The sequence below is a fragment of the Neotamlana laminarinivorans genome (assembly GCF_020523925.1).
Taxonomy (GTDB): domain Bacteria; phylum Bacteroidota; class Bacteroidia; order Flavobacteriales; family Flavobacteriaceae; genus Neotamlana; species Neotamlana laminarinivorans.
In genome coordinates this window covers 112,473-135,387 of the sequence record NZ_JAJAPW010000004.1, presented here as the reverse complement: position 1 = coordinate 135,387, position 22,915 = coordinate 112,473, and the positions used below count along the sequence as shown (strand labels likewise).

The window sequence follows — 22,915 nt, the reverse complement described above, 5'->3', positions numbered from 1 at the left end:
AAATATATGTTTTTATTAGAGTATAACAAGTTTTTCAATTTTTTCAACTGTTTTATTTAATAGATTGGAATGCACTTTTAATTTATATATGTAAACTCCTTTACCAATTTTATCTCCAAAATCGTCACGTCCATCCCAAATAATATCCCTGGATAAAGAACCTGTTGTAACAATACCGCTAGTTGTTTGGCCATTTAATGTACGAACTAGCTTACCGGAAACTGTAAATATCTGTATAGAAACGTCTAAAGACTCCGAACTATTGTGATTAAACCAAAATTCTGTGTAATTGACAAAAGGATTTGGATAGTTCAACACATTTTCTATTACAAGTTGCTCATCTTCATCATAAACAATAAATTGTATTTCGGCTGTTGATGAATTGTTGTAGACATCCCATGCTGTTAATGTTAATGTATGCAAACCAGGTTCTAAATCGTTAAACAAATATGTAACCACACCTTTAGTGTAATCATCTACTTCGGTTTGGTAATAACTATTTAGTGTAATTGGGTTGGTTTCATCTCCATCTAGGACAGCTTCAATATCGTGACCTATTCCGCTTGCGGTATTTATACCATTTAAATCTTCTAATTTTACTAACAATGTTGGGCTTTCGTTTGTGATTCCTCCAGAAACAAAGCTCTCATCATTCATAAACAAATTAATCATTGGGCCCTCATTATCTTCTGGCGCATCTTCATTTAAACCTCCAATTAAAACGGTATTTACACTTGCTCCTGTTTGGTTTTGGGTTAATTCGGTGTTTTTTGCATAAAAACTAACTTTACCATAATCTACTGGAATACCAATATCTTTGGGCACAATAAATTCAAATTCGAATTCTCCATTTGTAATAGAAGCTTGCCCTCTAAAAATAATTTCTCCTAAAGTTTCAAAATCTAAAACCACAAGCTCACCATTTAACCTTGTACCATCGTTTGCTAATGTTTCGCGCTCTATTGGCTTATCGTAAATTGTTGTTGACAGTGTACCATTATAATTCGATAACAAATTCCCAGATAAATCGGTTACTTGACCCGCTAATTTTACTCGCCCCAAAGCCTTTAAAGTGTCGGTTGCTTGAGCTACAGGCACATCGTTAATTTCTGTGAGAGCAATATTTGGCTCTGGAAACGCCAGCTTCATGGCTGGATCTCCTATAAAAAATATAAGTCGTTTTTGACTAGAACTTGCTACTGCAGGATCGCTTTTAGCTAGACGTAAGGCTTCTGCCATTGATGGATATTCGTAATCACCATAATCGTCATCATCACTGTAAGAGAATAAATATTGACCTAAAGTGTTATTAAAGTTTATAGCGAAACTTACAAAAATTTGTCTGGTGGTTGTTATTAGCCCAATAGCTCCTGCGGTTTCGTTCCAATAGGTAAGCTCGCCTGCAGTTTCTCGCAACGGATTATCGAAACGAGTAAATTCGCAAGTAACAGTAACAAAACAATTAAGTTTAAACAAGTTACGCAGGTTATTAATATCTGTTTTTAAAAAGATTTGTTCTTCGGCCAATCCATCTTCTCCACCGTGGCCAAAATAATTTATCACCAAAGCTCCGTTATCAATTGCGTTTACTATTTCGGTTGCAACATCTGGATAACGATCGCCTCCAGCTGAGGTTTCTTGCTGAAAGGAATCGGAATGAATTTTTACAACGTTTATAAATGGTTTTTCATCTGAAACTAAATTCCCGACATTATCTGTAGTTTCTTGTAATAAACCTTCCCAATCTTCATCTACATCATCTGAAATTACTACGAAATTATTTCTCCAGCTTCCAAAAGATTCCTTATTGTAGTATGATTCAATTTTATCAACTAATTCTATAGCTCGTTGAGGTGTATCTGCTAAAATACGACCAATTGCAATATCTAGTTTATCGCTTGTTGCTAGGTTACCTTCGTTATCATCCATTAATCCGTAAAAATCATCAGAAATAAAAGATGAGGTTAAACTAAAACTATTGTAAGTATGCCACGAGGGCACAATATTAGTATTGCCTGAAACCCTATTTTTGTAATCGTAAGAACTATCGCCAAATAAGCACAAATATTTTATTCTTGCATCTGTTGAACTCGCATTATTGTATACGTATTTTACAAAATTTCTAATAGCCGCAACATCTGGATTGCCTGTACTAAATTCTGCATAAATCTCGTCTAGGGTTATTACTTTAATATTTAAATTGTATTGTTCTTCGTTTATGTTTGCAAGGCGCTGTGCTTGACTTAGCATATTAGTTGGTGATACTATTATATAATCGATATCTTCAAAAACACCCGAACCATTATTAAATATTGTACCTTTTAAATTTTGATTTGAAACCGTTGTGTTTGAATCTGAATTAGGAGTGAAATAATCTGTATTTGAAAGCGCTACATAAGTTTTTAAACTCCCAAGCTCTGTTTTAAAACTAAAATTATCGTCGTTATTTATGTTACTAACACTACTTACATTGTATATATCTGTTACCTCCCAGACCTCTGACAATTGAGTTGAATTGGATATAATGTACTGACCTGTTCCCGAATTAGTTTCAACCTCGCTATTTTCAAACTGAAATTGACTACCATAGAAATTTAAATTACGTAAAGCCTTAATTGAAATATAATCGAGATACCCTATAGCACTTGGATTTCCTGCTTTATCATAATCCAACTGAACAGATATAGCTGATGACGTTGAATTTACATTACCAAAATAAGATGCGCCACTAGCCAAAATAGGCGAGGAAATAGCACTTAATGATAAATTTGAAACAAAGTTATTGTTTAAACTTACACTCATGCTAGTACTTGTTGATGATGTTGAAGCTACAACTACAGACAATGTTATGGGAGAACTAGTTACCAGATCTGGAAAATTAAAATCATAAGTTTTTGTTGTTTCAACATCAAAAACATCGCCAAACCAACGCCTACCAAGCGAGACTAAATTATAATCATCAACTTCATAATACTTATAATCTTCAAAAGTGCTTATAATCAAATCTGCATTGCTTGTTGGCTGCACCATTTCAGAAATTCGTTTGCCATTGCCAGAACTTATATTTAAATAATAGTAAGTTTTATCTGTGTAACAATTTATATGTGTTTGACTTTCTCCATTATAACCTTGTGGGCCTTCAGCATAAAAAAGTATGTAATCTTCATCGTCAAAACTCCCATCATCTTCCCCAATAAATTTAATTGCATTTTCTGGAACATCTGTTGGGTATTCTGTTGAATTTGCGTAAGGAATCATGCGCCCTCCATAGCCGTAAATTTTAATAGTTCTTGGGTCTACACTCGAAACATTTACACCTAAACCCTGTATGAAATTTCTTGTTAATTTAAATACGCCTGTTGTATCTACATAAAACTTATACCAATCACCAGAACTTAAAACCGAATTTGTTATTCCTTTAAAATTATTAAAAGTTTTACTTGTTATATTTTTTGATGAAACACCAAAATCATAATTTAATTTAAAAGAAATTATTTTTTTAAATTGTCCATTGGAATCTTTAATAATGGGTGATATTTGAAAGTATGCATACCTTTTATTTCTAGATATAGAATTTTTTAAAGTAAACTTAACTTCGTTTGGTATAAGGTTTTTATCTAAATCTTTTAATTCATTTAAAGAAATTGAATTGTATACAACTTGACTTATAGAAGCAGAAGCTTCATTAACTATATTGCTACTTTCCCATTGATCTACAAACAAAAGACCGGTTGTAAAATCAAAATTATAATTGGCGTTACTAAAACTAGGTACTTCATACGAAAAACCATCACCAGAAACAGTTTTACCTTTCTCATCCCATGATATAGTATATGTTTTTTGTTGACTATATACTATTGTAGAACATAAAAGAAATACTAAAAAAAAACTCTTTTTCATTATTAAATAAACGCCACAGGCAAAATGTTATTATAATCTTAAAATTATTTTTAAAACTAATCCAAAAATACAATAATAATTTAGTAAATCGGTCGTTAATATTGCACAAAACAACAACAAAACAGACTAAAATCATCGTTGTAATGCGCAAAAAATAAGGTGAAATACATATTTTTTTGGACAAAATGCACGAAATAACTTGGTTTGTTAGGTTAAATTGCTATATTGCAGCACCAAAAATATTATTAGCTTACTTAAACGTATGGATATGAAAAAAGTAACGGCATTTAAATTTCTAGCAATCGCTCTAATTGCTATATTCGTTTCTAGTTGTAAACAATCTTCTAGCTCAAAGAACACTTCTCGAGCTACAGGATGGGCAATTAACGATAAAAACGGAGGTTTTCAATACAATTCAGATTTCAAAGAACAAGAAACCGCCCCTGGTTTAGTTTTTGTTGAAGGTGGTACATACACTAAAGGACGAGTTCAAGACGATGTTATGCACGACTGGAACAATAGTCCTTCTCAACAGCACGTTCAGTCATTCTATATGGATGAAACTGAAGTAACAAACGCTATGTACATGGAGTATTTAGATTGGATTAAACGTGTTTATCCACCTTCTGAAGAAAATTACAAAGCCATTTACGAAGGCGCATTACCAGATACACTAGTATGGAGAAACCGTTTAGGTTACAATGAAGTAATGACTGAAAACTACCTACGTCATCCAGGATACGGAGAATATCCTGTTGTTGGTGTAAGCTGGATTCAAGCAGTAGAATTTGCTAACTGGCGTACCGACCGTGTTAACGAACACAACCTAGAAAAAGCAGGCTTTTTAAAACGTGATGCTAAAATTACAGCTGTAGGAGCAGATGAAAACTTCAATACAGATACTTACATTAATGCTCCAACATTAACTTACGGTGGTAACGAAGAAATTATAAACGGTGAAAATAAAAACAAACGTTACGTTCGCACCGACGAAGAAGGAAACGAAAGTAATATTTATGCAACTCGCGAAACTGGTTTAATATCTCCTAAATACAGACTACCAACAGAAACAGAATGGGAGTATGCCGCTTTAGGATTAAGCGAATTAAGAGATTATAACTTATATAGAGGCAGAAAAAAGTATCCTTGGGATGGTCAATACACACGTTCTGGTAAACGCAAAATACGTGGAGACCAAATGGCAAACTTTAAGCAAGGTAAAGGTGATTACGGCGGTATTGCAGGATGGTCTGACGATGGTGCAGATATTACAAATGCTGTAAAATCATACGAACCAAATGATTTTGGATTATATGATATGGCTGGTAACGTTGCAGAATGGGTAGCAGATGTTTATAGACCTATAGTAGACGATGAATTTAACGATTTTAACTATTACCGTGGAAATGTATATACCAAAAATGCATTAAATGAAGATGGAACTGTTAAGGTTATAACAAGTGATGATATTGTTTACGATACGCTTTCAAACGGAAAAGTTGTTGCTAGAAATTTACCTGGTGAAATTTTACAAGTACCTGTAGATGAAAACGAAACATACTTACGTACTAACTTTGACAGAAGTAACGAAATAAACTTTAGAGATGGTGACAGAAGGTCTTCTAGACATTTTGAAAATTTTGGTGGAGAAGAAGAAGAAAATGAAGATGCTGAAACAAGTAAAATGTACAACTCTCCAAAGCATACAGTAACAAGAGACGAAAACGGAAAAATTATTAGAGAATTCGATACAAAAAACAATCGTACATCTTTAATCAACGACGAAGTAAGAGTTTACAAAGGCGGTTCATGGAAAGATAGAGAATACTGGTTAGATCCAGCACAAAGACGCTTCTTCCCACAAGATATGGCTACAGACTATATTGGTTTTAGATGCGCCATGTCTAGAGTAGGCTCAAAAAGTAAAACAAAACAAAAAACAAAAAACTAAACTTAGTTTTTTATAAAAACTTAAAGTCCTAACCACGTTGTTAGGACTTTTTTTATACATTTATTTAAACAAAAGATTTTACACATTGGAAATAGCTAAACTTCATCAATTATTTTTAAACTGCAACGCTGCTAACACAGATACCCGAAAAATAAAGTTAAATGATATGTTTTTTTCCCTAAAAGGCGAAAACTTTAACGGTAACAAATATGCTGCACAAGCACTTGATTTAGGAGCTAAATATGCTATAATTGATGAACCTGAATTTAAAACCACAGATAAAACTATTTTAGTTGAAAACGTTCTAAAAACCCTACAAAACCTTGCTACATACCATAGAAATTATTTAAAAACAACAATAATAGCATTAACTGGAAGTAATGGTAAAACCACAACTAAAGAACTTATAAATACAGTACTTAAACAAAAGTATAATACCACAGCCACTATAGGCAATTTAAATAACCATATTGGTGTTCCTTTAACCTTACTTTCAATGACTAAAAAAACTGAAGTTGGAATAATTGAAATGGGAGCAAACCACCAAAAAGAAATTGATTTTTTGTGTAATATAGCACAGCCTGATTTTGGTTATATTACAAATTTTGGTAAAGCACATTTAGAAGGTTTTGGAGGTGTTGAGGGTGTAATAAAAGGTAAAGCAGAAATGTATAATTATTTAATAAAAAATGACAAAACTATTTTTGTAAACCTTAAAGACCCTATTCAAATTGAAAAAACTCGAAATGCTAATACTTTTTCATTTGGAACTAATAAAGCCAACATAAATATAAAATTTATTAAAGCCTCTCCTTTTGTGTTTTGTACCTTAGATGAAATTTTAATTAAAAGTAAACTAATAGGAGCTTACAACTATAATAATATAGCAGCAGCAATGGCTATTGGCAAATACTTTAAACTAGAAAACGATATTATAAAGAAGGCTATAGAAAATTACACCCCGACTAACAACCGATCGCAGATAGTAAAAATAGATTCACATAATATTATTTTAGATGCTTATAATGCTAACCCTACAAGTATGCAAGCTGCAATATTAAACTTAGAAAAGCAAAGTGGAAATACTGTGGCTATTTTAGGTGATATGTTTGAACTGGGTGACGAAGCTAAAGCCGAACATCAAAATATCGCAAATTTAGCTGAATCTTTAGATATAGATTTGGTAATATTTATAGGTGAAAATTTTTATAGAGCGGAGATAAAATCTATAAAATTTAAGAGTTTTGATGATTTTAAAAATGAATATGATATAAAATCTATAAAACCATCTACAATTTTAATTAAAGGCTCCAGAGGAATGGCACTAGAGCGTATACTACCTTTATTTTAAAAAGCTAGTGCCTGTTAAAATAAATCATTAACAGGCACTTCAAAAAAATTCTCCCTAAGAACTAATTAATAGCTAAGCAAATATCTCAAATTAAAGCTAATAGCACAATACTCAAATTGAGTATTTTATTGTTTTTTTAAAATAGATAGTTATTTGTTTTAAGCATTCCAATTAATTCTCCTGTTGAAGATACTTTAAGTTTCTTCATTATATTTCTTCTATGTGTATCTACAGTATTATGGCTAATACCTAATTTTTCGGCAATTTGTTTACTAGTATACTTTAAAATTAACAATCTTATAATATCTCGCTCACGATTACTTACCCCTTCAGAAAGCATTTTTTTTGAAAAATTACTAAAGTACTTAGTTTCATATTCGTTATTTTCATTAAGCATTTTTGCAGAAGCACATACTTCCATTTTTATTTCACCACTTACTACAGTATAATGTGCAAGACCTATAATAGGTTTATTAGCAGCATCAAATTCAATTGGTGTTGTATTCTGGATAATATTTACATATTCACCTTTTGCGTTTTTTAATCTGTAGTTCCAAGTGTAACTCATTTTATCTCGATCTTGTTCAGAGATTTCAGATAGTGTATACTCCATTAACCCATTTAAAGCATTTAACCACTGTTCTAAATCTTCTGGATGCATTCGTTTCCAAAACATTTTCATGCCTCCTGATTTAAGCGTTTCGCGATCAAGCCCTAAACAAGCTGTTAAATTTTTACTTACATATTCAAAAGAAAGCTCTTGAGTATTTGTAATGCAAAAAAAAGTAGAATTATATGGTAAGTAAGGATCTAGCTCTATAATTTTATCAATATGTGTACCTAAACTTGGTTTATCATACGATTGAAAAATTATTTTATACACATCCTTAATACTAGTATTAATCATCTTTACGAGGGATTTTATACTAAAATATAAAATAAAGCTAATAAAAAGGATTTAAAGAAATAAAAAAAGCATCCATAAATGGATGCTTTTTGTGGGCGCGAAGGGATTCGAACCCCTGACCCCTTGGGTGTAAACCAAGTGCTCTGAACCAACTGAGCTACGCGCCCTTGTGTTTAACAATCATTGTTCCTGATTGCGGATGCAAATATAAGCTAGTTTTTCGATCTACAAAAACTTTTTTAAAGAAATTATCAAATAATTTCTGAAACCACAAAAGTACTACCTCCCACAAAGATTAAATCGCTTTTAGAAGCATTACTCAAAGCCGTTTTATAAGCCTCACGTACAGAACTATAAGATTCTCCAAAAAACATTTTAGACTCAAATTCTTTTTGTAAAATTTTTTCATTCAAGCCACGAGAAATTTTTGGTTTACAAAAGTAATATCTTGCTTTTTTAGGTAGTAAGTGTATAATTGAACTTAAATCTTTATCATTTACTACTCCGAAAACTATGTGCAGCGTATTGTAATTTTCATTTTTTAACTGATTCATAGTATAAGTTAAACCCTCTTTATTATGACCTGTATCACAAATCACCTTAGGATTATCTCGTAATATTTGCCAACGGCCTAATAAACCTGTGTTTTTTACCGTATTTAGCAAACCATTTTTAATCTCATCTAAACCAATTTTAAAATTATTGTTTTGCAATATTTTTATCGTTTGTAATACCGTTTTTTTATTTTTATCTTGATAACTTCCTTTTAAATCAGAATCGAAAACGTCCTCTATATTTTTATCTGCAAAAGTAATAGAAGCCTTATTTTTATCTGCAATTTGTTTAAAAACCTGTATAGTTTCGTCTTGAGATTCACCAATAACAACAGGTATATTAGGCTTTATAATACCAGCTTTTTCTGCTGCTATTTCTTGTAACGTATCTCCAAGAAATTGAACATGATCTAAACCTATATTTGTAATTACTGAAACTTCAGGTGTTATAATATTTGTAGAATCTAAACGACCTCCCATACCTACCTCTACAACAGCTATATCAACTTTTTCTTCTGAAAAATACTTAAAAGCCATTCCAACTGTCATCTCAAAAAACGACAACTTATTAGCTTCAAAAAAGGCTATATTTTCTTTAATAAAATTAATTACAAATTGTTTAGAGACTACTTTACCGTTAATTTTTATACGCTCTCTAAAGTCCTTTAAATGTGGGGATGTATACAGACCTACCGTATAACCGACTTCTTGTAAAATAGAGGCTAGCATATGGCTTGTAGATCCTTTTCCGTTGGTTCCTGCAACGTGGACAGCCTTAAAACTATTCTCTGGGTTATTTAAATGTTTTGCAAGTTTTAAAGTGTTTGATAAGTCTTTTTTGAAGGCTGTTTTCCCTTGTTTTTGATACATAGGTAGCTGAGAAAACATCCAATCAAGTGTTTCTTTATACGTCATGAAATTACTGACCTAATTTGAAGTTTACAGTAACAAAACCTATTTGTTCTGCTGGAGCCTTAGAATCTGCAGGCCATTTATGAGAAAGGGCTATTTCTTTTGCTGGTTTTAATAAACATGATGCTGTATTGGTTGTGCCTTTTACGCCTGGTTCTGCTGATATTACATTACCACTTTGATTGACTTTTATTCTTACAACCACCATACCAGATTCATTACAATCTTGCTTAAGTGTTTTGTATGTAGCTCTTCCTCGACCATTTAACCCATAACCAACTCCGCCACTACCAGTTCCCTGTCCACCAAAATAACTTGGTGCATAAGGGTTACCATCTAACTGTCCTTTATCTCCTACTTTATTATCATTACCCTCACTACCTGAACTTGTTCCTTCAGATTTACTAACACCACCTATTAAAGCATCTAGTTTTTTCTTTTTCTCCTCTTGTTCGCGTTTCTCTTTAGCTTTTCGCTCTGCTTCTGCTTTGGCCTTAGCCTCGGCTTCTGCCTTTGCTTTAGCTTCAGCTGCCTTCTGCTTTTTTACTGCTATTTCTTCAGCATTATCAGCTGTTAATACCTCCTCTTTTGCTTCTGTTGATGGTGATGCCGATGTTTCTGGCTCAGAAACATCTGGTTGTGGAGGTTCATTAATTTCTCGAGGAGTAGATTTTATAGGTGATTTGGGTTGTACTGTACCGCTTCCGAAATTTGTAGTTCCGAAATTTACGGCAATACCATATTCTTCTGGTGGATCTTCTGGAGTTGTATTTACAACAAACAACAAAAGCACTAAAATAACAGATATTAAAGCTGTTATTTTAGCTGAATTTCTTTCGTGTTTAGTTTTTAAATACTTCATTATTTATTGGGTTGAACTGCTAAAATTACCTTAAATTTATTACGATTTGCAATATCCATAACCTTCACTACATTTTCTACTGGAACAGATTTTTCTGCTCGTAAAACTATAGTTGGTTTATCTTGACTAGAAAGTAACGCTAATAATTGATTTTCTAGAACACTTTCGCCAACTCGTTTTTGGTCAATATAATATGTTAAATCCTTTTTAATACTTACCGCAACAGAACTATTGTTCTCTGTTTTACCGCTTGCTTTAGGCAAAACAATATCTATAGCATTTGTGGTAACTAACGTTGAGGCAATCATAAAAAAGATAAGTAACAAGAATACAATATCTGTCATAGAAGACATATTGAACTCTGGTGTTACTTTGTTTCTGCTTCTAAAATTCATATTATGTTGGCTCGTTTAAAAGATCTAAAAACTCTAAAGAATTAGCTTCCATTTGGTAAACAACCTTATCGGTTTTAACTACCAAATGATTATAAGCCATATAACCAACAATACCTACAATTAAGCCAGCAACAGTTGTTGTCATGGCTGTGTATAAACCACCTGCTAAAACATCCATTTCTATAGATCCTCCTGCATTTGCTAATTCAAAAATTGCAAGAATCATACCCGTAACAGTCCCTAAGAAACCTATCATTGGAGCTGCACCAGAAATTGTAGCTAAGATACTTACGTTTTTTTCTAAACCATAAATTTCTAAACGACCTGCATTTTCTATAGCGGTATTAATATCTGCGAGTGGTTTTCCTATACGTGAAATACCTTTAGCGATTAATCGGGATACAGGAGTGTTTACTTGAGCACATAACATTTGAGCTGAATCTATTTTACCATTACTTACATGGTCTTTTATTTGATTCATAAAATTGGCATCGACATTTGATGCTGCTTTTATTGCAAAAATACGCTCAAAATAAATATAAATTGCAGCAACAAGCAGTATAAACAGGATACCTATAATAATTTGACCTCCTACACCTCCACTACTTATTAACTCTATAATGGAAAGCGACTTTTCTACAGATTCGCCTTCTGCTAGTGCTTCTGCACCTTCTTGAATTTCTTGTAATAACATAGATTAAAGTTTACTAATTTGGAAACGGAAATTTATTAATAAAATTATACTAGAACAAATTTTACCATAATATATCCTAACCCGCCTAATACAATAGTGTAAGGTAACGCCATTTTAACCATTTTACCGTAAGATAAATTAATTAGTGGTGCTAAAGCAGAGGTTAGTAAGAATAAAAATGCAGCTTGACCATTAGGTGTTGCTACACTTGGCAGGTTGGTTCCTGTATTAATTGCAATTGCTAATTTTTCAAAATGCTCTTTATCTATAGCTCCACTTTTAAAGGCTTCTTGTACTTCACCAATATAAACAGTTGCTACAAATACATTATCACTAATTGCTGATAACACTCCATTTGCAATATAAAACAAACCTGGTTGAGAGGCCGGATCTTGCTCTAAAGCCCAATGAATTATAGGGCTAAATAAATGCTGATCGTGTATCATGGCAACAATAACAAAAAACACTACCAACAAACCTGTAAAAGGTAATGCTTCCTCAAAAGCATGCCCTAACTGATGCTCATCAATAATACCCATAAATGCTGTTTGAACAATAATTAAAGCTAAACCTATAAACCCTACTGGAGCAATATGCAACGCTAAACCAGCAATTAATAAAACCGCAGCAACACCTTGAACAATTAAAGCATATTTTTGTTTATCAGATCTATTTTCATCTTCTTTAATGGTATAGTTTTCAATAATACCAGCTACTACGGGTGGTAACTTAGCTCCAAAACCAAATGTTCCGGTTAACTCTAGTATAACAGTGGTTACTAAACCAGCAATTAAAACAGGTATTGTAATAGGTGCCATTTGAACAAAGAAATCAATAAAATCCCATCCCATGCGTTCACCAATTAACAAGTTTTGTGGCTCTCCTACTAAAGTACAAACTCCACCTAAAGCGGTACCAACAACACCATGCATAATTAAACTACGTAAAAAACTACGAAATTGCTCTAAAGTTTCTCCACTAAGTTCTTCTTTGTCTTTAACCCCACTTTCGTCGTGATCAGACTCACCTGAATGTATTTTATGATAAACTCCATAAAAGCCAACTGCAACACTAATTAATACTGCTGTTACTGTTAAAGCATCTAGAAAAGCAGATAGAATTGCAGCTAAAAACACAAATAAAAGCGACAAAACAACTTTTGACTTTATTTTAGTAAAAACTTTACTAAATATAAACATAAGCAAAGGTTTCATAAAATAAATACCAGCAACCATAAATACTAAAAGTAAAACAACCTCTAAATTTTGATCTACTTCATGATAAGCATTATGCGGCGTTGTAAGCCCCAAAGCTATAACCTCGATAGCTAGTAAACCACCAGATTGCAACGGATAACACTTAAGCGCCATAGCTAGTGTAAAAATAAACTCGGCTATAAATAACCAAGCTGTAACTGTTGTTCCTAAAACGTAGTAAGAAAATACATTAAAGATTAAAAAGCTAATCATAGTTAGCTTAAACCATTTTGGGCTATTGCCTAAAAAATATTTTAACATAATAAATAAATTAAATAAGTTGGTAAAACATTAAACATAAAGCTTAATGTTAATTGTTTGTATATACATTTTTGTTTTAAACTGTTAAAGAATATGGCACCGTCAACTAAATGGAATAACACAACACTTACTTTGTTATACTTTTTAAATTTTGCTTCCATTTTTAAATTTATGAAACTTTAATTATAATTTTTTGGGAAGTTTTTACGAAAATTATAATTAAATCTTTATCATAATTAGGGTGTTTCTTGTACTGAAACAAATATAAAAAACTTAATATCTAAAATGTTATTTTTTATTTATTTTTAAGCAATAAATATTTCACCAGAACTATGGTTTTTTATTGCTCCCGTAACACTTTTTAGGCAATTCACTCGTTCTGTGAGTTTTAACACACCCAATAAACCAAAAATTAAAGCCTCTTTAAATTCTACCACCTGTGGGTTAGGTATAATAATTTCATGGTCTGTTTTAAATTTTAAACTCTGTATTAGATACGAATTGTAAGCGCCACCACCTGTAATTAACACTTTTCCTTTTCTTTTTTTATTAATTTCTTTTGTAATTTGAGTGGCAATGTGCTCTACAAAAGTTTTTAAAATATCTTTTTCACTTAATTTAAAAGTATCTATTAAAGGAAAAATATTAGTATTAACCCATTCTAAACCTAGAGACTTCGGGTAATTTAAATTATAAAACGGCTGCTCGTTTAGTTTTTCCAACAATTCTTTATTTAAATTTCCTGATTTAGCAATATCGCCTTTATTATCGTATTTAAAACCAAGTTTACCAACATAATGGTTTAATACAATGTTTACAGGACAAATGTCGTAAGCAATGCGTTCGCCCTTTATATCTGTGGAAATATTTGCAAAACCGCCGAGGTTTATACAAAAATCATATTCTGCAAACAGCAATTTATCTCCAATTGGAACCAAAGGTGCTCCTTGTCCGCCAAGTTTTACATCTTGAACTCTAAAATCACAAACTACTGTTTCATTAATAATTTTAGCCAGTTTTGGTAAGTTTCCTATTTGATAGGTTAATTTTTTTTCTGGCTGATGCAATGCGGTATGACCATGTGAACAAACAGCATCAATAGCTGTTATATTATTTTTTGTAATAAACTCTTTAATTACGGCGCCTAAATAATTTGTATAATCTTCATCAATAGCTTTTAGCTCATGTAAATCATATTTTACAAGATTTTTTAAAATACTAAACCATTTTTCTGAATAAGGTATAGTTTCAGAATATAACATTTTAAAACTCCATTTATCATTAAAACTTAAGTTCATTAAAACCAAATCTACACCATCTAAAGATGTACCAGACATTACACCAATTACTTTGTATTGCATTTTCATATATGTAAAAATAACAATAGGCATGAAAATTTTATAACAAAAACTTATATTTGTGAATAATCCTAACTAAATTAATAGATATTTTACGAATCATGAATTTTAACCTTACAGAAGAACATAAAATGATTCGCGACGCTGCTCGCGATTTTGCTAAAACCGAATTATTACCTGGTGTTATTGAACGTGATAACCAACAACAATTCCCTAAAGAATTGGTTAAAAAAATGGCCGATTTAGGTTTTATGGGAATTATGGTAGATCCAAAATACGGCGGAAGTGGTATGGATACTATTTCTTACGTTTTAATTATGGAAGAACTATCAAAAATTGATGCTTCTGCGTCGGTAATTGTTTCTGTAAACAACTCACTTGTTTGCTATGGCTTAGAAGCTTTTGGTACAGAAGAACAAAAACAAAAATACTTAACCAAATTAGCATCTGGCGAAAAAATAGGCGCTTTTTGTTTAAGTGAGCCAGAAGCCGGAAGCGATGCGACATCACAAAAAACAACAGCCGAAGATAAAGGCGACCATTACATAATAAACGGCACCAAAAATTGGATTACAAATGGTGGTCGTGCAGATTTTTATTTAGTAGTTGCCCAAACACATAAAGAAAAAGGACATAAAGGCATTAATGTTTTTATTGTTGAAAAAGATATGGAAGGGTTTCATGTAGGTCCCAAAGAAGACAAGTTAGGCATTCGCGGAAGCGACACACACACTTTACAATTTAACGATGTTAAAGTACCAAAAGAAAATAGAATTGGTGAGGACGGATTTGGTTTTAAATTTGCCATGAAAACACTTTCTGGAGGCCGTATTGGCATAGCAGCACAGGCATTAGGAATTGCATCTGGCGCTTACGAATTAGCTTTAAAGTATAGTAAAGAACGTAAAGCTTTTGGTACAGAAATTTGCAACCATCAAGCTATTGCTTTTAAACTAGCCGATATGCATACTGAAATTGAAGCCGCCAGATTATTAGTAATGAAATCGGCTTTCGATAAAGACCAAGGTGAAAACTACGACACTTCTAGTGCTATTGCTAAATTATACGCCAGCAAAGTTGCCATGGAACAAACCGTTGAGGCAGTGCAAATACACGGCGGCAATGGTTTTGTAAAAGAATATCATGTAGAACGTTTAATGCGAGATGCAAAAATCACACAGATTTATGAAGGTACAAGCGAAATACAAAAAATAGTAATTTCCAGAAGTGTATTGCGCAATTAAAATAGATATTAATTTTTTTTGTTAAGATTTAACAATTGCTACGACTTTAAAATAACGCAATTTAATTTTTAAGATGAAACAAACATTTTTACTCTTATTTTTATTAACTAGCCTTTTAAGTTTTTCTCAAAAAAAATTAGATAAGTTATTAAAAACACATAACACAGAAAGTATACCTTATATTTTTCCTGAAGATTTAAAAAATGAATCTTCCAGTTATACACTTTTAGATTCTAGAGAACCTCACGAATTTAAAGTTAGCCATTTAAAAAATGCTATTTGTGTAGGCTACGATTTTTTTAATTTAGATTCTATAGCCTCACAATTACCAGCTAAAGATTCTAAAATAGTCGTGTATTGTTCTTTAGGCATACGCTCTGAAGATGTTGCCGAAAAATTAAAAGCCGCAGGATATACCAACGTTCATAACTTATACGGCGGTATTTTTGAATGGAAAAACAGCGATTTCACCATTTATAACGAAGAGGAAACAGAAACAGAGGATGTACACACGTTCTCTAAAGAATGGAGTAAATGGTTAAAAAAAGGAAATAAAATATATGAATAAGGCCCTTGTAATTGTTTTTGTAAAAAACATAAAATTAGGAACAGTAAAAACCAGATTAGCAAAAACCATTGGCGATTATGGCGCATTCGAGGTTTATACAGAACTCGTTAAAGTAACCGAAAAAGCTACGCAAAAATTAAGCGCCGATAAACGCATTTATTTTTCAACAAAAATTGAAGAAAATCTATGGCCAAACCACCATAAAAAAGTGCAATATGGTAAAGATTTAGGAGAGAGAATGCTTAACGCTTTTAAAGATGGCTTTAACGACGGGTATAAAAACATTTTAATAATTGGTTCAGACTTACCAGATATTTCAGAACACCATATTAACAAAGCAATTGAAGCGTTAAATAGTAACGATGCTGTTTTTGGTCCTGCAGAAGATGGTGGTTATTATTTAGTCGGTTTATCTCAATTAATTCCATCTGTTTTTATAAACAAACCTTGGAGTCAAGCCACACTTTTAACCGAAACTTTACAAGAATTAAAGGAAAATAATTTTAAAGTTAGTACCTTAACCACCCTAAACGATATTGATACTTTCGAAGATTTAAAAGCTTCAGCGTTTTACAAAAACAATAAAGTATTACAAGAAAAAATTCAACAATTAAATGATTAAATTTATAGAAGAAACTGTAAATTATTTAAAAGACAAAGGGTTCGAAAAGCCAGAAATTGGCATTATTTTAGGCACAGGCTTAGGCAAATTAATAGATGAAGTTGAAATAATTGCACAAGCGAGTTACAACCACATTCCTAACTTTCCAACAGCAACAGTAGAGTTTCATAAAGGTAAACTTATTTACGGTAATTTATCTGGAAAAAAAGTTATTGTAATGCAAGGTCGTTTTCATGTTTATGAAGGTTATACACTGCAAGATGTTACTTTTCCGGTTAGGATTATGGAAAAACTGGGCATCAAAACACTTTTAGTTTCAAACGCTGCCGGTGCAATAAACACAAACTTTAAAAAAGGAGAATTAATGTTAATTGACGATCATATAAATCTTCAAGGCAGCTCCCCTTTAGCTTTTAAAGGTGTTTCGCAATTAGGTGAGCGTTTTGTAGACATGAGCTCACCTTACAACAAAAACATAAACAATTCATTTAAAAGCATTGCAAAAAAACTTAACATCACACTTCAAGAAGGTGTTTACGCTAGTGTAGTTGGACCACAACTAGAAACTCGTGCAGAGTATCGTATGTTAAAAATTATTGGTACCGATGCTGTTGGTATGAGCACAGTTCCTGAGGTAATTGTTGCTAACCATTTAAAATTAAATGTAGCAGCCGTGTCAGTTTTAACAGATGAATGCGACCCAGATAATCTGGAGCCTGTAAACATAAACGATATTATTGCTCAAGCCAACAAAGCAGAACCTAACATGATTTTGCTTTTTAAAGAACTAATAACGTCGCTTTAAAAACATTACAGGTAAATCTCTGTTTTTTTCAATAAAAACGGAATGCTTTTTTTAATTGATTAACGCTGTAATGCCTCATACAAAACAAATTTTACCTTTAATAGTTATTGCTCAGTTTTGCTGTACCTCGCTGTGGTTTGCTAGCAACAGTGTTATTGATAATATTATTTTAGATTTTGATTTAAATAAAAGTGCCATTGGCAACCTAACTTCTGCAATACAATTTGGGTTTATTATTGGCACTTTAGTTTTTGCCATATTCAATATTGCCGATAGATTTTCTGCCTCAAAAGTATTTTTTGTTAGTGCTGTTATGGCCAGTTTATTTAATCTTGGTATTGTTTGGCAAAACAACACTTTAGTAAGTTTACTATTTTTTCGTTTTGTTTCCGGATTCTTCTTAGCAGGAATTTACCCTGTTGGAATGAAAATTGCTTCAGACTATTTTAAAGAAGGCTTAGGTAAATCGTTAAGTTTTTTAGTTGGTGCTTTGGTTATTGGCACTGCTTTTCCTCATATTTTAAATCCGCTTACGCGTTATATAAATTGGCAAGCTGTGATATTAACCACCTCTGCACTTTCTATTTTGGGAGGCGTTTTAATTTTTTCATTTGTACCTAACGGGCCGTATTTAAAAATAAACAAATCGGTAAACGTGTATGCTTTTGCAACAATTTTTAAAGACAAAAATTTTAGAAATGTTGCCTTTGGTTATTTTGGGCATATGTGGGAGTTATACACCTTTTGGGCGTTTGTTCCTGTTATTTTAAAATTATATCAAACGCAGTTTAATATTAATTTAAATATTTCACTTTGGTCTTTTATTATAATAGCTTCTGGAAGTTTGTCTTGTGTAATTGGCGGTTATATTTCACGTAAAGCAGGTACTAGAAAAACAATTGTAATAGCATTAACATTATCTGGTTTATGCTGTTTAATTGCTCCTTTTTTACTTAATATTTCTTTAATTAGTGTAGTTATTCTTTTTTTAATATTCTGGGGTATGGTGGTTATTATGGATTCCCCATTACTTTCAACTTTAGTTGCACAAAATGCCGATGCAAAAACTAGAGGCACTGCTTTAACTATTGTTAATTGTATAGGTTATAGTATTACAATTATAAGTATTCAACTTACATCATATTTATTAAGTTTTACCAACTCAATGTTCATTTTTATCATATTAGCTATTGGCCCTGTTTTAGGTGTTATTTCTTTGGTAAAAAACAATAAAGCATTATCATGGAAAAGTATCTAGACATAATTAAAAACGCCTATTCCGGCTACTGGAATTATTTAAAGCATGAAATTTTATTCCCTAACCATTGGGAAAATTACTTTTATGGTTTAATTGCGATTTCGCTTATAGTTTGGCTATTAGAAATTATAGTGCCTTGGCGCAAAAACCAATCGGCTTTTCGAAAAGATTTTTGGTTAGACACATTTTATATGTTCTTTAATTTCTTCCTTTTAAACTTAATTGTTTTTATAGCCTTATCGAATAGCGCTGCCGAATTTTTTAATGATATTTTAAGCATAATTGGTTTAAAATTAGCAGACTTAGAACTTTTTGATGTAGATGCCTTACCAAAATGGTTGGGTCTATTTATTTTCTTTATAGTTTCAGATTTTGTACAATGGAATACGCACCGCTTATTGCATCGTTTTGAGTTTTTATGGAATTTCCATAAGGTACATCACAGCGTAAAAGAAATGGGGTTTGCCGCACACCTACGATACCATTGGATGGAGCCTGTTCTATACAAATCACTGCTTTATATACCAATTGCTATTATTGGTGGTTTTGATGCTCAAGATGTTGCCATTGTTCATTTTTTTAATATATCTATTGGGCATTTAAATCATGCCAATTTAGGTTGGGATTATGGTTATTTAAAATACATATTTAACAACCCAAAAATGCATATTTGGCATCATGTAAAACAATTACCCGAAGGTGAAAGGTTTGGCGTGAATTTTGGACTAACTTTAAGTATCTGGGATTATTTATTTAAAACAGATTACATTCCTCATGATGGAAGAGATATTGAATTAGGTTTTGAAGGTGATGAGCATTTCCCTACAGACTTTGTAAGTCAGGAATTGTATCCAATTATTCAAAAAAAGAACAAAACTAAAAAGACATGAAACAAATTTTAAAATTTTTGTTCATAGCAATTATTGCATGTTCAATAAGTACAACATATGCTCAAGATTTGCCACAAGATGATGCTATAAAAAACAACCATAATCAATGGAATTCTCTGTTGCAAAACCATGTTTCTGAAGAAGGAAATGTAGACTATGTAGCTTTTAAAAACAACCAACAAGCTTTATTAAATTATATTGAAGCCTTAAAAACAACATACAAAAACACCAATGCTTTAAAAAATGCAACCAGAAACGAAACTTTGGCCTTCTGGATAAACGCATATAACGCCTTAACCATAGATTTAATTTTAAAAAACTACCCATTACAAAGCATACGCGATTTAAAAGACCCTTGGGACCAAAGTTTATGGCAATTTGGCGATAAGTGGTTTAACCTAAATACTATTGAGCATAAAATTTTACGAAAAATGAACGAACCTCGCATACATTTTGCCATTGTTTGTGCTTCAATTTCATGCCCTAAGCTTCAAAACACTGCTTTTACAGCTTCTAATATAAACGAACAATTAACAGAAGCCACAGAATCTTTTCTTTTAGATAAAACCAAAAATGAAATATCACCCAACGAACTAAAACTATCAAAAATTTTTAAATGGTTTACCAAAGATTTTAAAGGAAAAGGAAGCAATGTAATCGATTTTTTAAACAAATATTCTGAGATAGAAATCGAAAAAAATGCTAAAATAACCTACAAAGATTATAACTGGAATTTAAATAAATAAAACCCTTTGTACAAAAACATCGTAAATTAAGTATGATTAGTATTATTATTCCGGTTTTAAATGAAGTTGATAACATTACTGTTTTACTTCAACATTTAATTAAAAGTGCATCAGTTAAAAACGTTTTAGAAATTTTAGTTGTAGATGGTGGCAGTAACGATGGTTCTGTTGCGGCAGTAAACCATTTTATAAATTTCGCAGCTAATAACGACCACACTTCTCTTCCAAAAATTGAAATAATAAATTCTCCAAAAGGCAGAGCCAAACAAATGAATTTTGGCGCAAAACACGCCAAAGGCGACGTGCTTTATTTTTTACATGCAGATTCTTTTCCGCCCAAATATTTTGATGTTTTTATTTTAAACGAAGTACAAAAAGGTAATGAAGCGGGTTGTTTTAGAATGGAATTTGATAGTAACCATTGGTGGTTAAAATTAGCCGGATGGTTTACCCAGTTTTCATGGCGAGCCTGCCGTGGTGGTGACCAAAGCCAATTTATTACAAAAAACCTTTTTAACGATATTGGTGGCTACAACGAAAACTATATTATTTACGAAGATAATATGCTTATAAACGAGCTATATAAACGCAAAAACTTTGTTGTAATTAATAAAAAACTAACCACTTCTTCCAGACTTTATAAAAAAGTTGGCATCTGGAAATTACAATATCATTTCTGGGCCATTTACATAAAAAGATGGTTAGGAGCATCTGCCGAAGAGCTTTATAACTATTATAAAAAATCTGTAGCGTAAGCTTTTTCTGTTAAAAATTAACAAAATCGTATGTAACAAAATGTTAATTTTAAAGTCTGTTTTATGTAATGCTATATCTTCACAGCCAAATAAAAAAACATGAAACAAGCTTACTTAATTATTCTATTATTTTCTTTATCAATCACTTCTGTAGTTGCCCAACATTCTATAAACGCACGTTTAATTGACTCTACAACCCAAAAACCCATTCCTTTTGCTAATATAACCTTAGGTAAAAAACTAGGTGTTATTAGTAATGATGAAGGTATTTTTCAAATTCATTTTAAAAATACACCTTCAGAAAAAGACTCCTTAGAAGTTAGCTCTTTGGGTTATGAAACTAAAAGAATTTCGGCCTTAACCTTTAACGATAGTATTTTGGTTTTACAACCAAGCTCGATTGAGTTAGATGAAGTTTTGGTTTCAAACAAACAATACACAGCTGAAGAAATTATTGAAAAAGTACACGAAAATTTAGAACAAAATTATAGTGCTCCATTTAATAAAAGCAGATTGTTTTATCGCGTTTCCTATTTTAATAGAATGCTGAAAAAACATGTTGATGTAAAAAAAACAACGATTCCAGAACTTAATCAAAAATTTGCAGATAGCATATTAAACATTTTACCCAATAAAAACGCAGATTACACAGAAATTTTAGGTGACTTTTACATAGCTAAAAGCGATATTATTGATGATGCCAAACTTGACATTATTAAAGCCTCGCATTTGTACGACAAAAACAACGAAGTTTCTTTTGAAGGTGTTGAAGAAAGACTAAATACTATTTTACAAAAGCGTGTAAAACGCGACTCGTATTTTAAAGTAAAATCGGGGTTATTTGGCACCAAAACCGATATCGATACTACTATTTTTAATAACGAGCCAACAAAAGAAGAAAAACAAACCGAAGAATTTCTGCAAGCTCAAAAAAAGAAAGAAGAAGCCAGAAAAAAGCAATTTTTATCTTACAGAAAAAGTGATTTAATCGATTTACAAGAATCTAGTTTTATTTTTGAAGATTCCGACTTAAATTTCATTTATAAACCCAATAAATATGAATTTGAAATTGTAGACCATTTATTTTTAAACGAAGCCTTTGTTTATAAAATAACCTTTAAACCAAGAAGAGGTGCCAATTACAAAGGTGTTTTATATGTAAACACCGACGACTTTGCAGTAGTTAGAGCTGATTACCAAAATGTAAAGCAATTAAAAAGCTTTAATCTTTTAGGTATTTCGTATGAAAAAAACCTATTAAAAGGCGTTTTTATTTACGAACAAGATGATGCTAAAAACTATAAATTAAAATATGCCGAATCTGTTGATGGTACCGACTTTGGCATAAAGCGTCCGTTTAAAATAATTGAAAAGAACAAACACACTCGAGGCCGTAGAAAGCAAAATGAAATATCTACAGATATTCATTTTATAATGTCTAATTCCGAGAAAAGAGAGCTAGTTGTTTTTGAAGCTAAAAATTTAACCCAATCAGAGTTTAACAACTTCAAGGAAAACCCAGATGTTAAACCAACTTATTTACCCGATTACGATCCTACCTTTTGGGAGGGCTACAATGTTATTGAACCTAACGAAGCTATTAAATCGTTTAAAAGTATAGATTAA

19 protein-coding genes and 1 tRNA gene are annotated in these 22,915 nt (G+C 31.8%); 11 read left to right on the top strand and 9 right to left on the bottom strand.

Annotation, left to right across the window (positions count from 1 at the left end; all coding sequences use genetic code 11):
• Positions 1-15: 15 nt before the first annotated feature.
• Positions 16-3,900: a type IX secretion system sortase PorU gene (gene porU, locus LG649_RS09980; protein ID WP_226543687.1), complete on the bottom strand. Its 3,885-nt coding sequence runs from the start codon at positions 3,898-3,900 to the stop codon at positions 16-18.
• 262 nt (positions 3,901-4,162) lie between these two features.
• Between porU and gldJ the strand changes: the two genes are divergently transcribed.
• Both gldJ and LG649_RS09970 read left to right on the top strand, forming a co-directional pair.
• Complete coding sequence (gene gldJ, locus LG649_RS09975) at positions 4,163-5,851, top strand: gliding motility lipoprotein GldJ (protein WP_226543686.1); 1,689 nt, start codon at positions 4,163-4,165, stop codon at positions 5,849-5,851.
• Positions 5,852-5,936: 85 nt separating this feature from the next.
• Positions 5,937-7,202: a UDP-N-acetylmuramoyl-tripeptide--D-alanyl-D-alanine ligase gene (locus LG649_RS09970; protein ID WP_226543685.1), complete on the top strand. Its 1,266-nt coding sequence runs from the start codon at positions 5,937-5,939 to the stop codon at positions 7,200-7,202.
• A 136-nt stretch (positions 7,203-7,338) separates the two neighbouring features.
• Here the strand turns inward: LG649_RS09970 and LG649_RS09965 are convergent, their stop codons facing one another.
• The 8 genes from LG649_RS09965 to LG649_RS09930 form a co-directional block, all read right to left on the bottom strand.
• A complete protein-coding gene (locus tag LG649_RS09965) occupies positions 7,339-8,109 on the bottom strand; it encodes a LuxR C-terminal-related transcriptional regulator (protein WP_226543684.1) in 771 nt (256 codons plus the stop codon).
• A 92-nt stretch (positions 8,110-8,201) separates the two neighbouring features.
• Positions 8,202-8,276 (bottom strand) — tRNA-Val (locus tag LG649_RS09960).
• Between the two features lie 84 nt (positions 8,277-8,360).
• Positions 8,361-9,578 (bottom strand): bifunctional folylpolyglutamate synthase/dihydrofolate synthase, encoded by a 1,218-nt coding sequence (locus LG649_RS09955; protein ID WP_226543683.1) that lies wholly within the window; start codon positions 9,576-9,578, stop codon positions 8,361-8,363.
• Between the two features lie 4 nt (positions 9,579-9,582).
• On the bottom strand, positions 9,583-10,437 hold the full coding sequence (locus tag LG649_RS09950; protein WP_226543682.1) for an energy transducer TonB: 855 nt from the start codon (positions 10,435-10,437) through the stop codon (positions 9,583-9,585).
• On the bottom strand, positions 10,437-10,832 hold the full coding sequence (locus tag LG649_RS09945; protein WP_226543681.1) for an ExbD/TolR family protein: 396 nt from the start codon (positions 10,830-10,832) through the stop codon (positions 10,437-10,439). The genes LG649_RS09950 and LG649_RS09945 overlap by 1 nt, the downstream gene beginning before the upstream one ends.
• 1 nt (position 10,833) lies before the next feature.
• Positions 10,834-11,526, bottom strand: a complete 693-nt coding sequence (locus tag LG649_RS09940; RefSeq protein ID WP_226543680.1) for a MotA/TolQ/ExbB proton channel family protein — start codon at positions 11,524-11,526, stop codon at positions 10,834-10,836.
• 44 nt (positions 11,527-11,570) lie between these two features.
• Positions 11,571-13,043, bottom strand: a complete 1,473-nt coding sequence (gene nhaB / locus LG649_RS09935) for a sodium/proton antiporter NhaB (protein WP_226543679.1) — start codon at positions 13,041-13,043, stop codon at positions 11,571-11,573.
• A gap of 305 nt (positions 13,044-13,348) precedes the next feature.
• Positions 13,349-14,404 (bottom strand): anhydro-N-acetylmuramic acid kinase, encoded by a 1,056-nt coding sequence (locus LG649_RS09930; RefSeq protein ID WP_317197659.1) that lies wholly within the window; start codon positions 14,402-14,404, stop codon positions 13,349-13,351.
• Positions 14,405-14,502: 98 nt separating this feature from the next.
• On the opposite strand from LG649_RS09930, the gene LG649_RS09925 reads away from it, so the two are divergent.
• The 9 genes from LG649_RS09925 (at position 14,503) to LG649_RS09885 (ending at position 22,915) form a co-directional block, all read left to right on the top strand.
• Positions 14,503-15,645 (top strand): acyl-CoA dehydrogenase, encoded by a 1,143-nt coding sequence (locus LG649_RS09925; protein WP_226543677.1) that lies wholly within the window; start codon positions 14,503-14,505, stop codon positions 15,643-15,645.
• A gap of 73 nt (positions 15,646-15,718) precedes the next feature.
• Complete coding sequence (locus tag LG649_RS09920; RefSeq protein WP_226543676.1) at positions 15,719-16,213, top strand: rhodanese-like domain-containing protein; 495 nt, start codon at positions 15,719-15,721, stop codon at positions 16,211-16,213.
• Positions 16,206-16,835, top strand: a complete 630-nt coding sequence (locus LG649_RS09915) for a TIGR04282 family arsenosugar biosynthesis glycosyltransferase (RefSeq protein WP_226543675.1) — start codon at positions 16,206-16,208, stop codon at positions 16,833-16,835. The genes LG649_RS09920 and LG649_RS09915 overlap by 8 nt, the downstream gene beginning before the upstream one ends.
• Positions 16,828-17,640 carry a purine-nucleoside phosphorylase gene (locus tag LG649_RS09910; protein WP_226543674.1) on the top strand — a complete coding sequence of 271 codons (813 nt, stop codon included), beginning with the start codon at positions 16,828-16,830 and terminating at the stop codon, positions 17,638-17,640. The genes LG649_RS09915 and LG649_RS09910 overlap by 8 nt, the downstream gene beginning before the upstream one ends.
• A gap of 70 nt (positions 17,641-17,710) precedes the next feature.
• The gene (locus tag LG649_RS09905; protein WP_226543673.1) at positions 17,711-18,898 is read left to right on the top strand and encodes an MFS transporter; all 1,188 of its coding nucleotides are present in this window, start codon (positions 17,711-17,713) and stop codon (positions 18,896-18,898) included.
• Positions 18,883-19,788, top strand: a complete 906-nt coding sequence (locus LG649_RS09900) for a sterol desaturase family protein (RefSeq protein WP_226543672.1) — start codon at positions 18,883-18,885, stop codon at positions 19,786-19,788. Before LG649_RS09905 ends, LG649_RS09900 begins: the two co-directional genes overlap by 16 nt.
• The gene (locus LG649_RS09895; RefSeq protein ID WP_226543671.1) at positions 19,785-20,534 is read left to right on the top strand and encodes a DUF547 domain-containing protein; all 750 of its coding nucleotides are present in this window, start codon (positions 19,785-19,787) and stop codon (positions 20,532-20,534) included. Before LG649_RS09900 ends, LG649_RS09895 begins: the two co-directional genes overlap by 4 nt.
• A gap of 32 nt (positions 20,535-20,566) precedes the next feature.
• Positions 20,567-21,289 (top strand): TIGR04283 family arsenosugar biosynthesis glycosyltransferase, encoded by a 723-nt coding sequence (locus LG649_RS09890; RefSeq protein ID WP_226543670.1) that lies wholly within the window; start codon positions 20,567-20,569, stop codon positions 21,287-21,289.
• 99 nt (positions 21,290-21,388) lie between these two features.
• Complete coding sequence (locus LG649_RS09885; RefSeq protein WP_226543669.1) at positions 21,389-22,915, top strand: carboxypeptidase-like regulatory domain-containing protein; 1,527 nt, start codon at positions 21,389-21,391, stop codon at positions 22,913-22,915.

Bases quoted from the DNA above. Each gene is read 5' to 3' on its own strand.
- porU (WP_226543687.1), bottom strand. From the start codon at position 3,900: ATGAAAAAGAGTTTTTTTTTAGTATTTCTTTTATGTTCTACAATAGTA.
- gldJ (WP_226543686.1), top strand. From the start codon at position 4,163: ATGGATATGAAAAAAGTAACGGCATTTAAATTTCTAGCAATCGCTCTA.
- LG649_RS09965 (WP_226543684.1), bottom strand. From the start codon at position 8,109: ATGATTAATACTAGTATTAAGGATGTGTATAAAATAATTTTTCAATCG.
- LG649_RS09955 (WP_226543683.1), bottom strand. From the start codon at position 9,578: ATGACGTATAAAGAAACACTTGATTGGATGTTTTCTCAGCTACCTATG.
- LG649_RS09950 (WP_226543682.1), bottom strand. From the start codon at position 10,437: ATGAAGTATTTAAAAACTAAACACGAAAGAAATTCAGCTAAAATAACA.
- LG649_RS09945 (WP_226543681.1), bottom strand. From the start codon at position 10,832: ATGAATTTTAGAAGCAGAAACAAAGTAACACCAGAGTTCAATATGTCT.
- LG649_RS09940 (WP_226543680.1), bottom strand. From the start codon at position 11,526: ATGTTATTACAAGAAATTCAAGAAGGTGCAGAAGCACTAGCAGAAGGC.
- nhaB (WP_226543679.1), bottom strand. From the start codon at position 13,043: ATGTTAAAATATTTTTTAGGCAATAGCCCAAAATGGTTTAAGCTAACT.
- LG649_RS09930 (WP_317197659.1), bottom strand. From the start codon at position 14,404: ATGCAATACAAAGTAATTGGTGTAATGTCTGGTACATCTTTAGATGGT.
- LG649_RS09925 (WP_226543677.1), top strand. From the start codon at position 14,503: ATGAATTTTAACCTTACAGAAGAACATAAAATGATTCGCGACGCTGCT.
- LG649_RS09920 (WP_226543676.1), top strand. From the start codon at position 15,719: ATGAAACAAACATTTTTACTCTTATTTTTATTAACTAGCCTTTTAAGT.
- LG649_RS09915 (WP_226543675.1), top strand. From the start codon at position 16,206: ATGAATAAGGCCCTTGTAATTGTTTTTGTAAAAAACATAAAATTAGGA.
- LG649_RS09910 (WP_226543674.1), top strand. From the start codon at position 16,828: ATGATTAAATTTATAGAAGAAACTGTAAATTATTTAAAAGACAAAGGG.
- LG649_RS09905 (WP_226543673.1), top strand. From the start codon at position 17,711: ATGCCTCATACAAAACAAATTTTACCTTTAATAGTTATTGCTCAGTTT.
- LG649_RS09900 (WP_226543672.1), top strand. From the start codon at position 18,883: ATGGAAAAGTATCTAGACATAATTAAAAACGCCTATTCCGGCTACTGG.
- LG649_RS09895 (WP_226543671.1), top strand. From the start codon at position 19,785: ATGAAACAAATTTTAAAATTTTTGTTCATAGCAATTATTGCATGTTCA.
- LG649_RS09890 (WP_226543670.1), top strand. From the start codon at position 20,567: ATGATTAGTATTATTATTCCGGTTTTAAATGAAGTTGATAACATTACT.
- LG649_RS09885 (WP_226543669.1), top strand. From the start codon at position 21,389: ATGAAACAAGCTTACTTAATTATTCTATTATTTTCTTTATCAATCACT.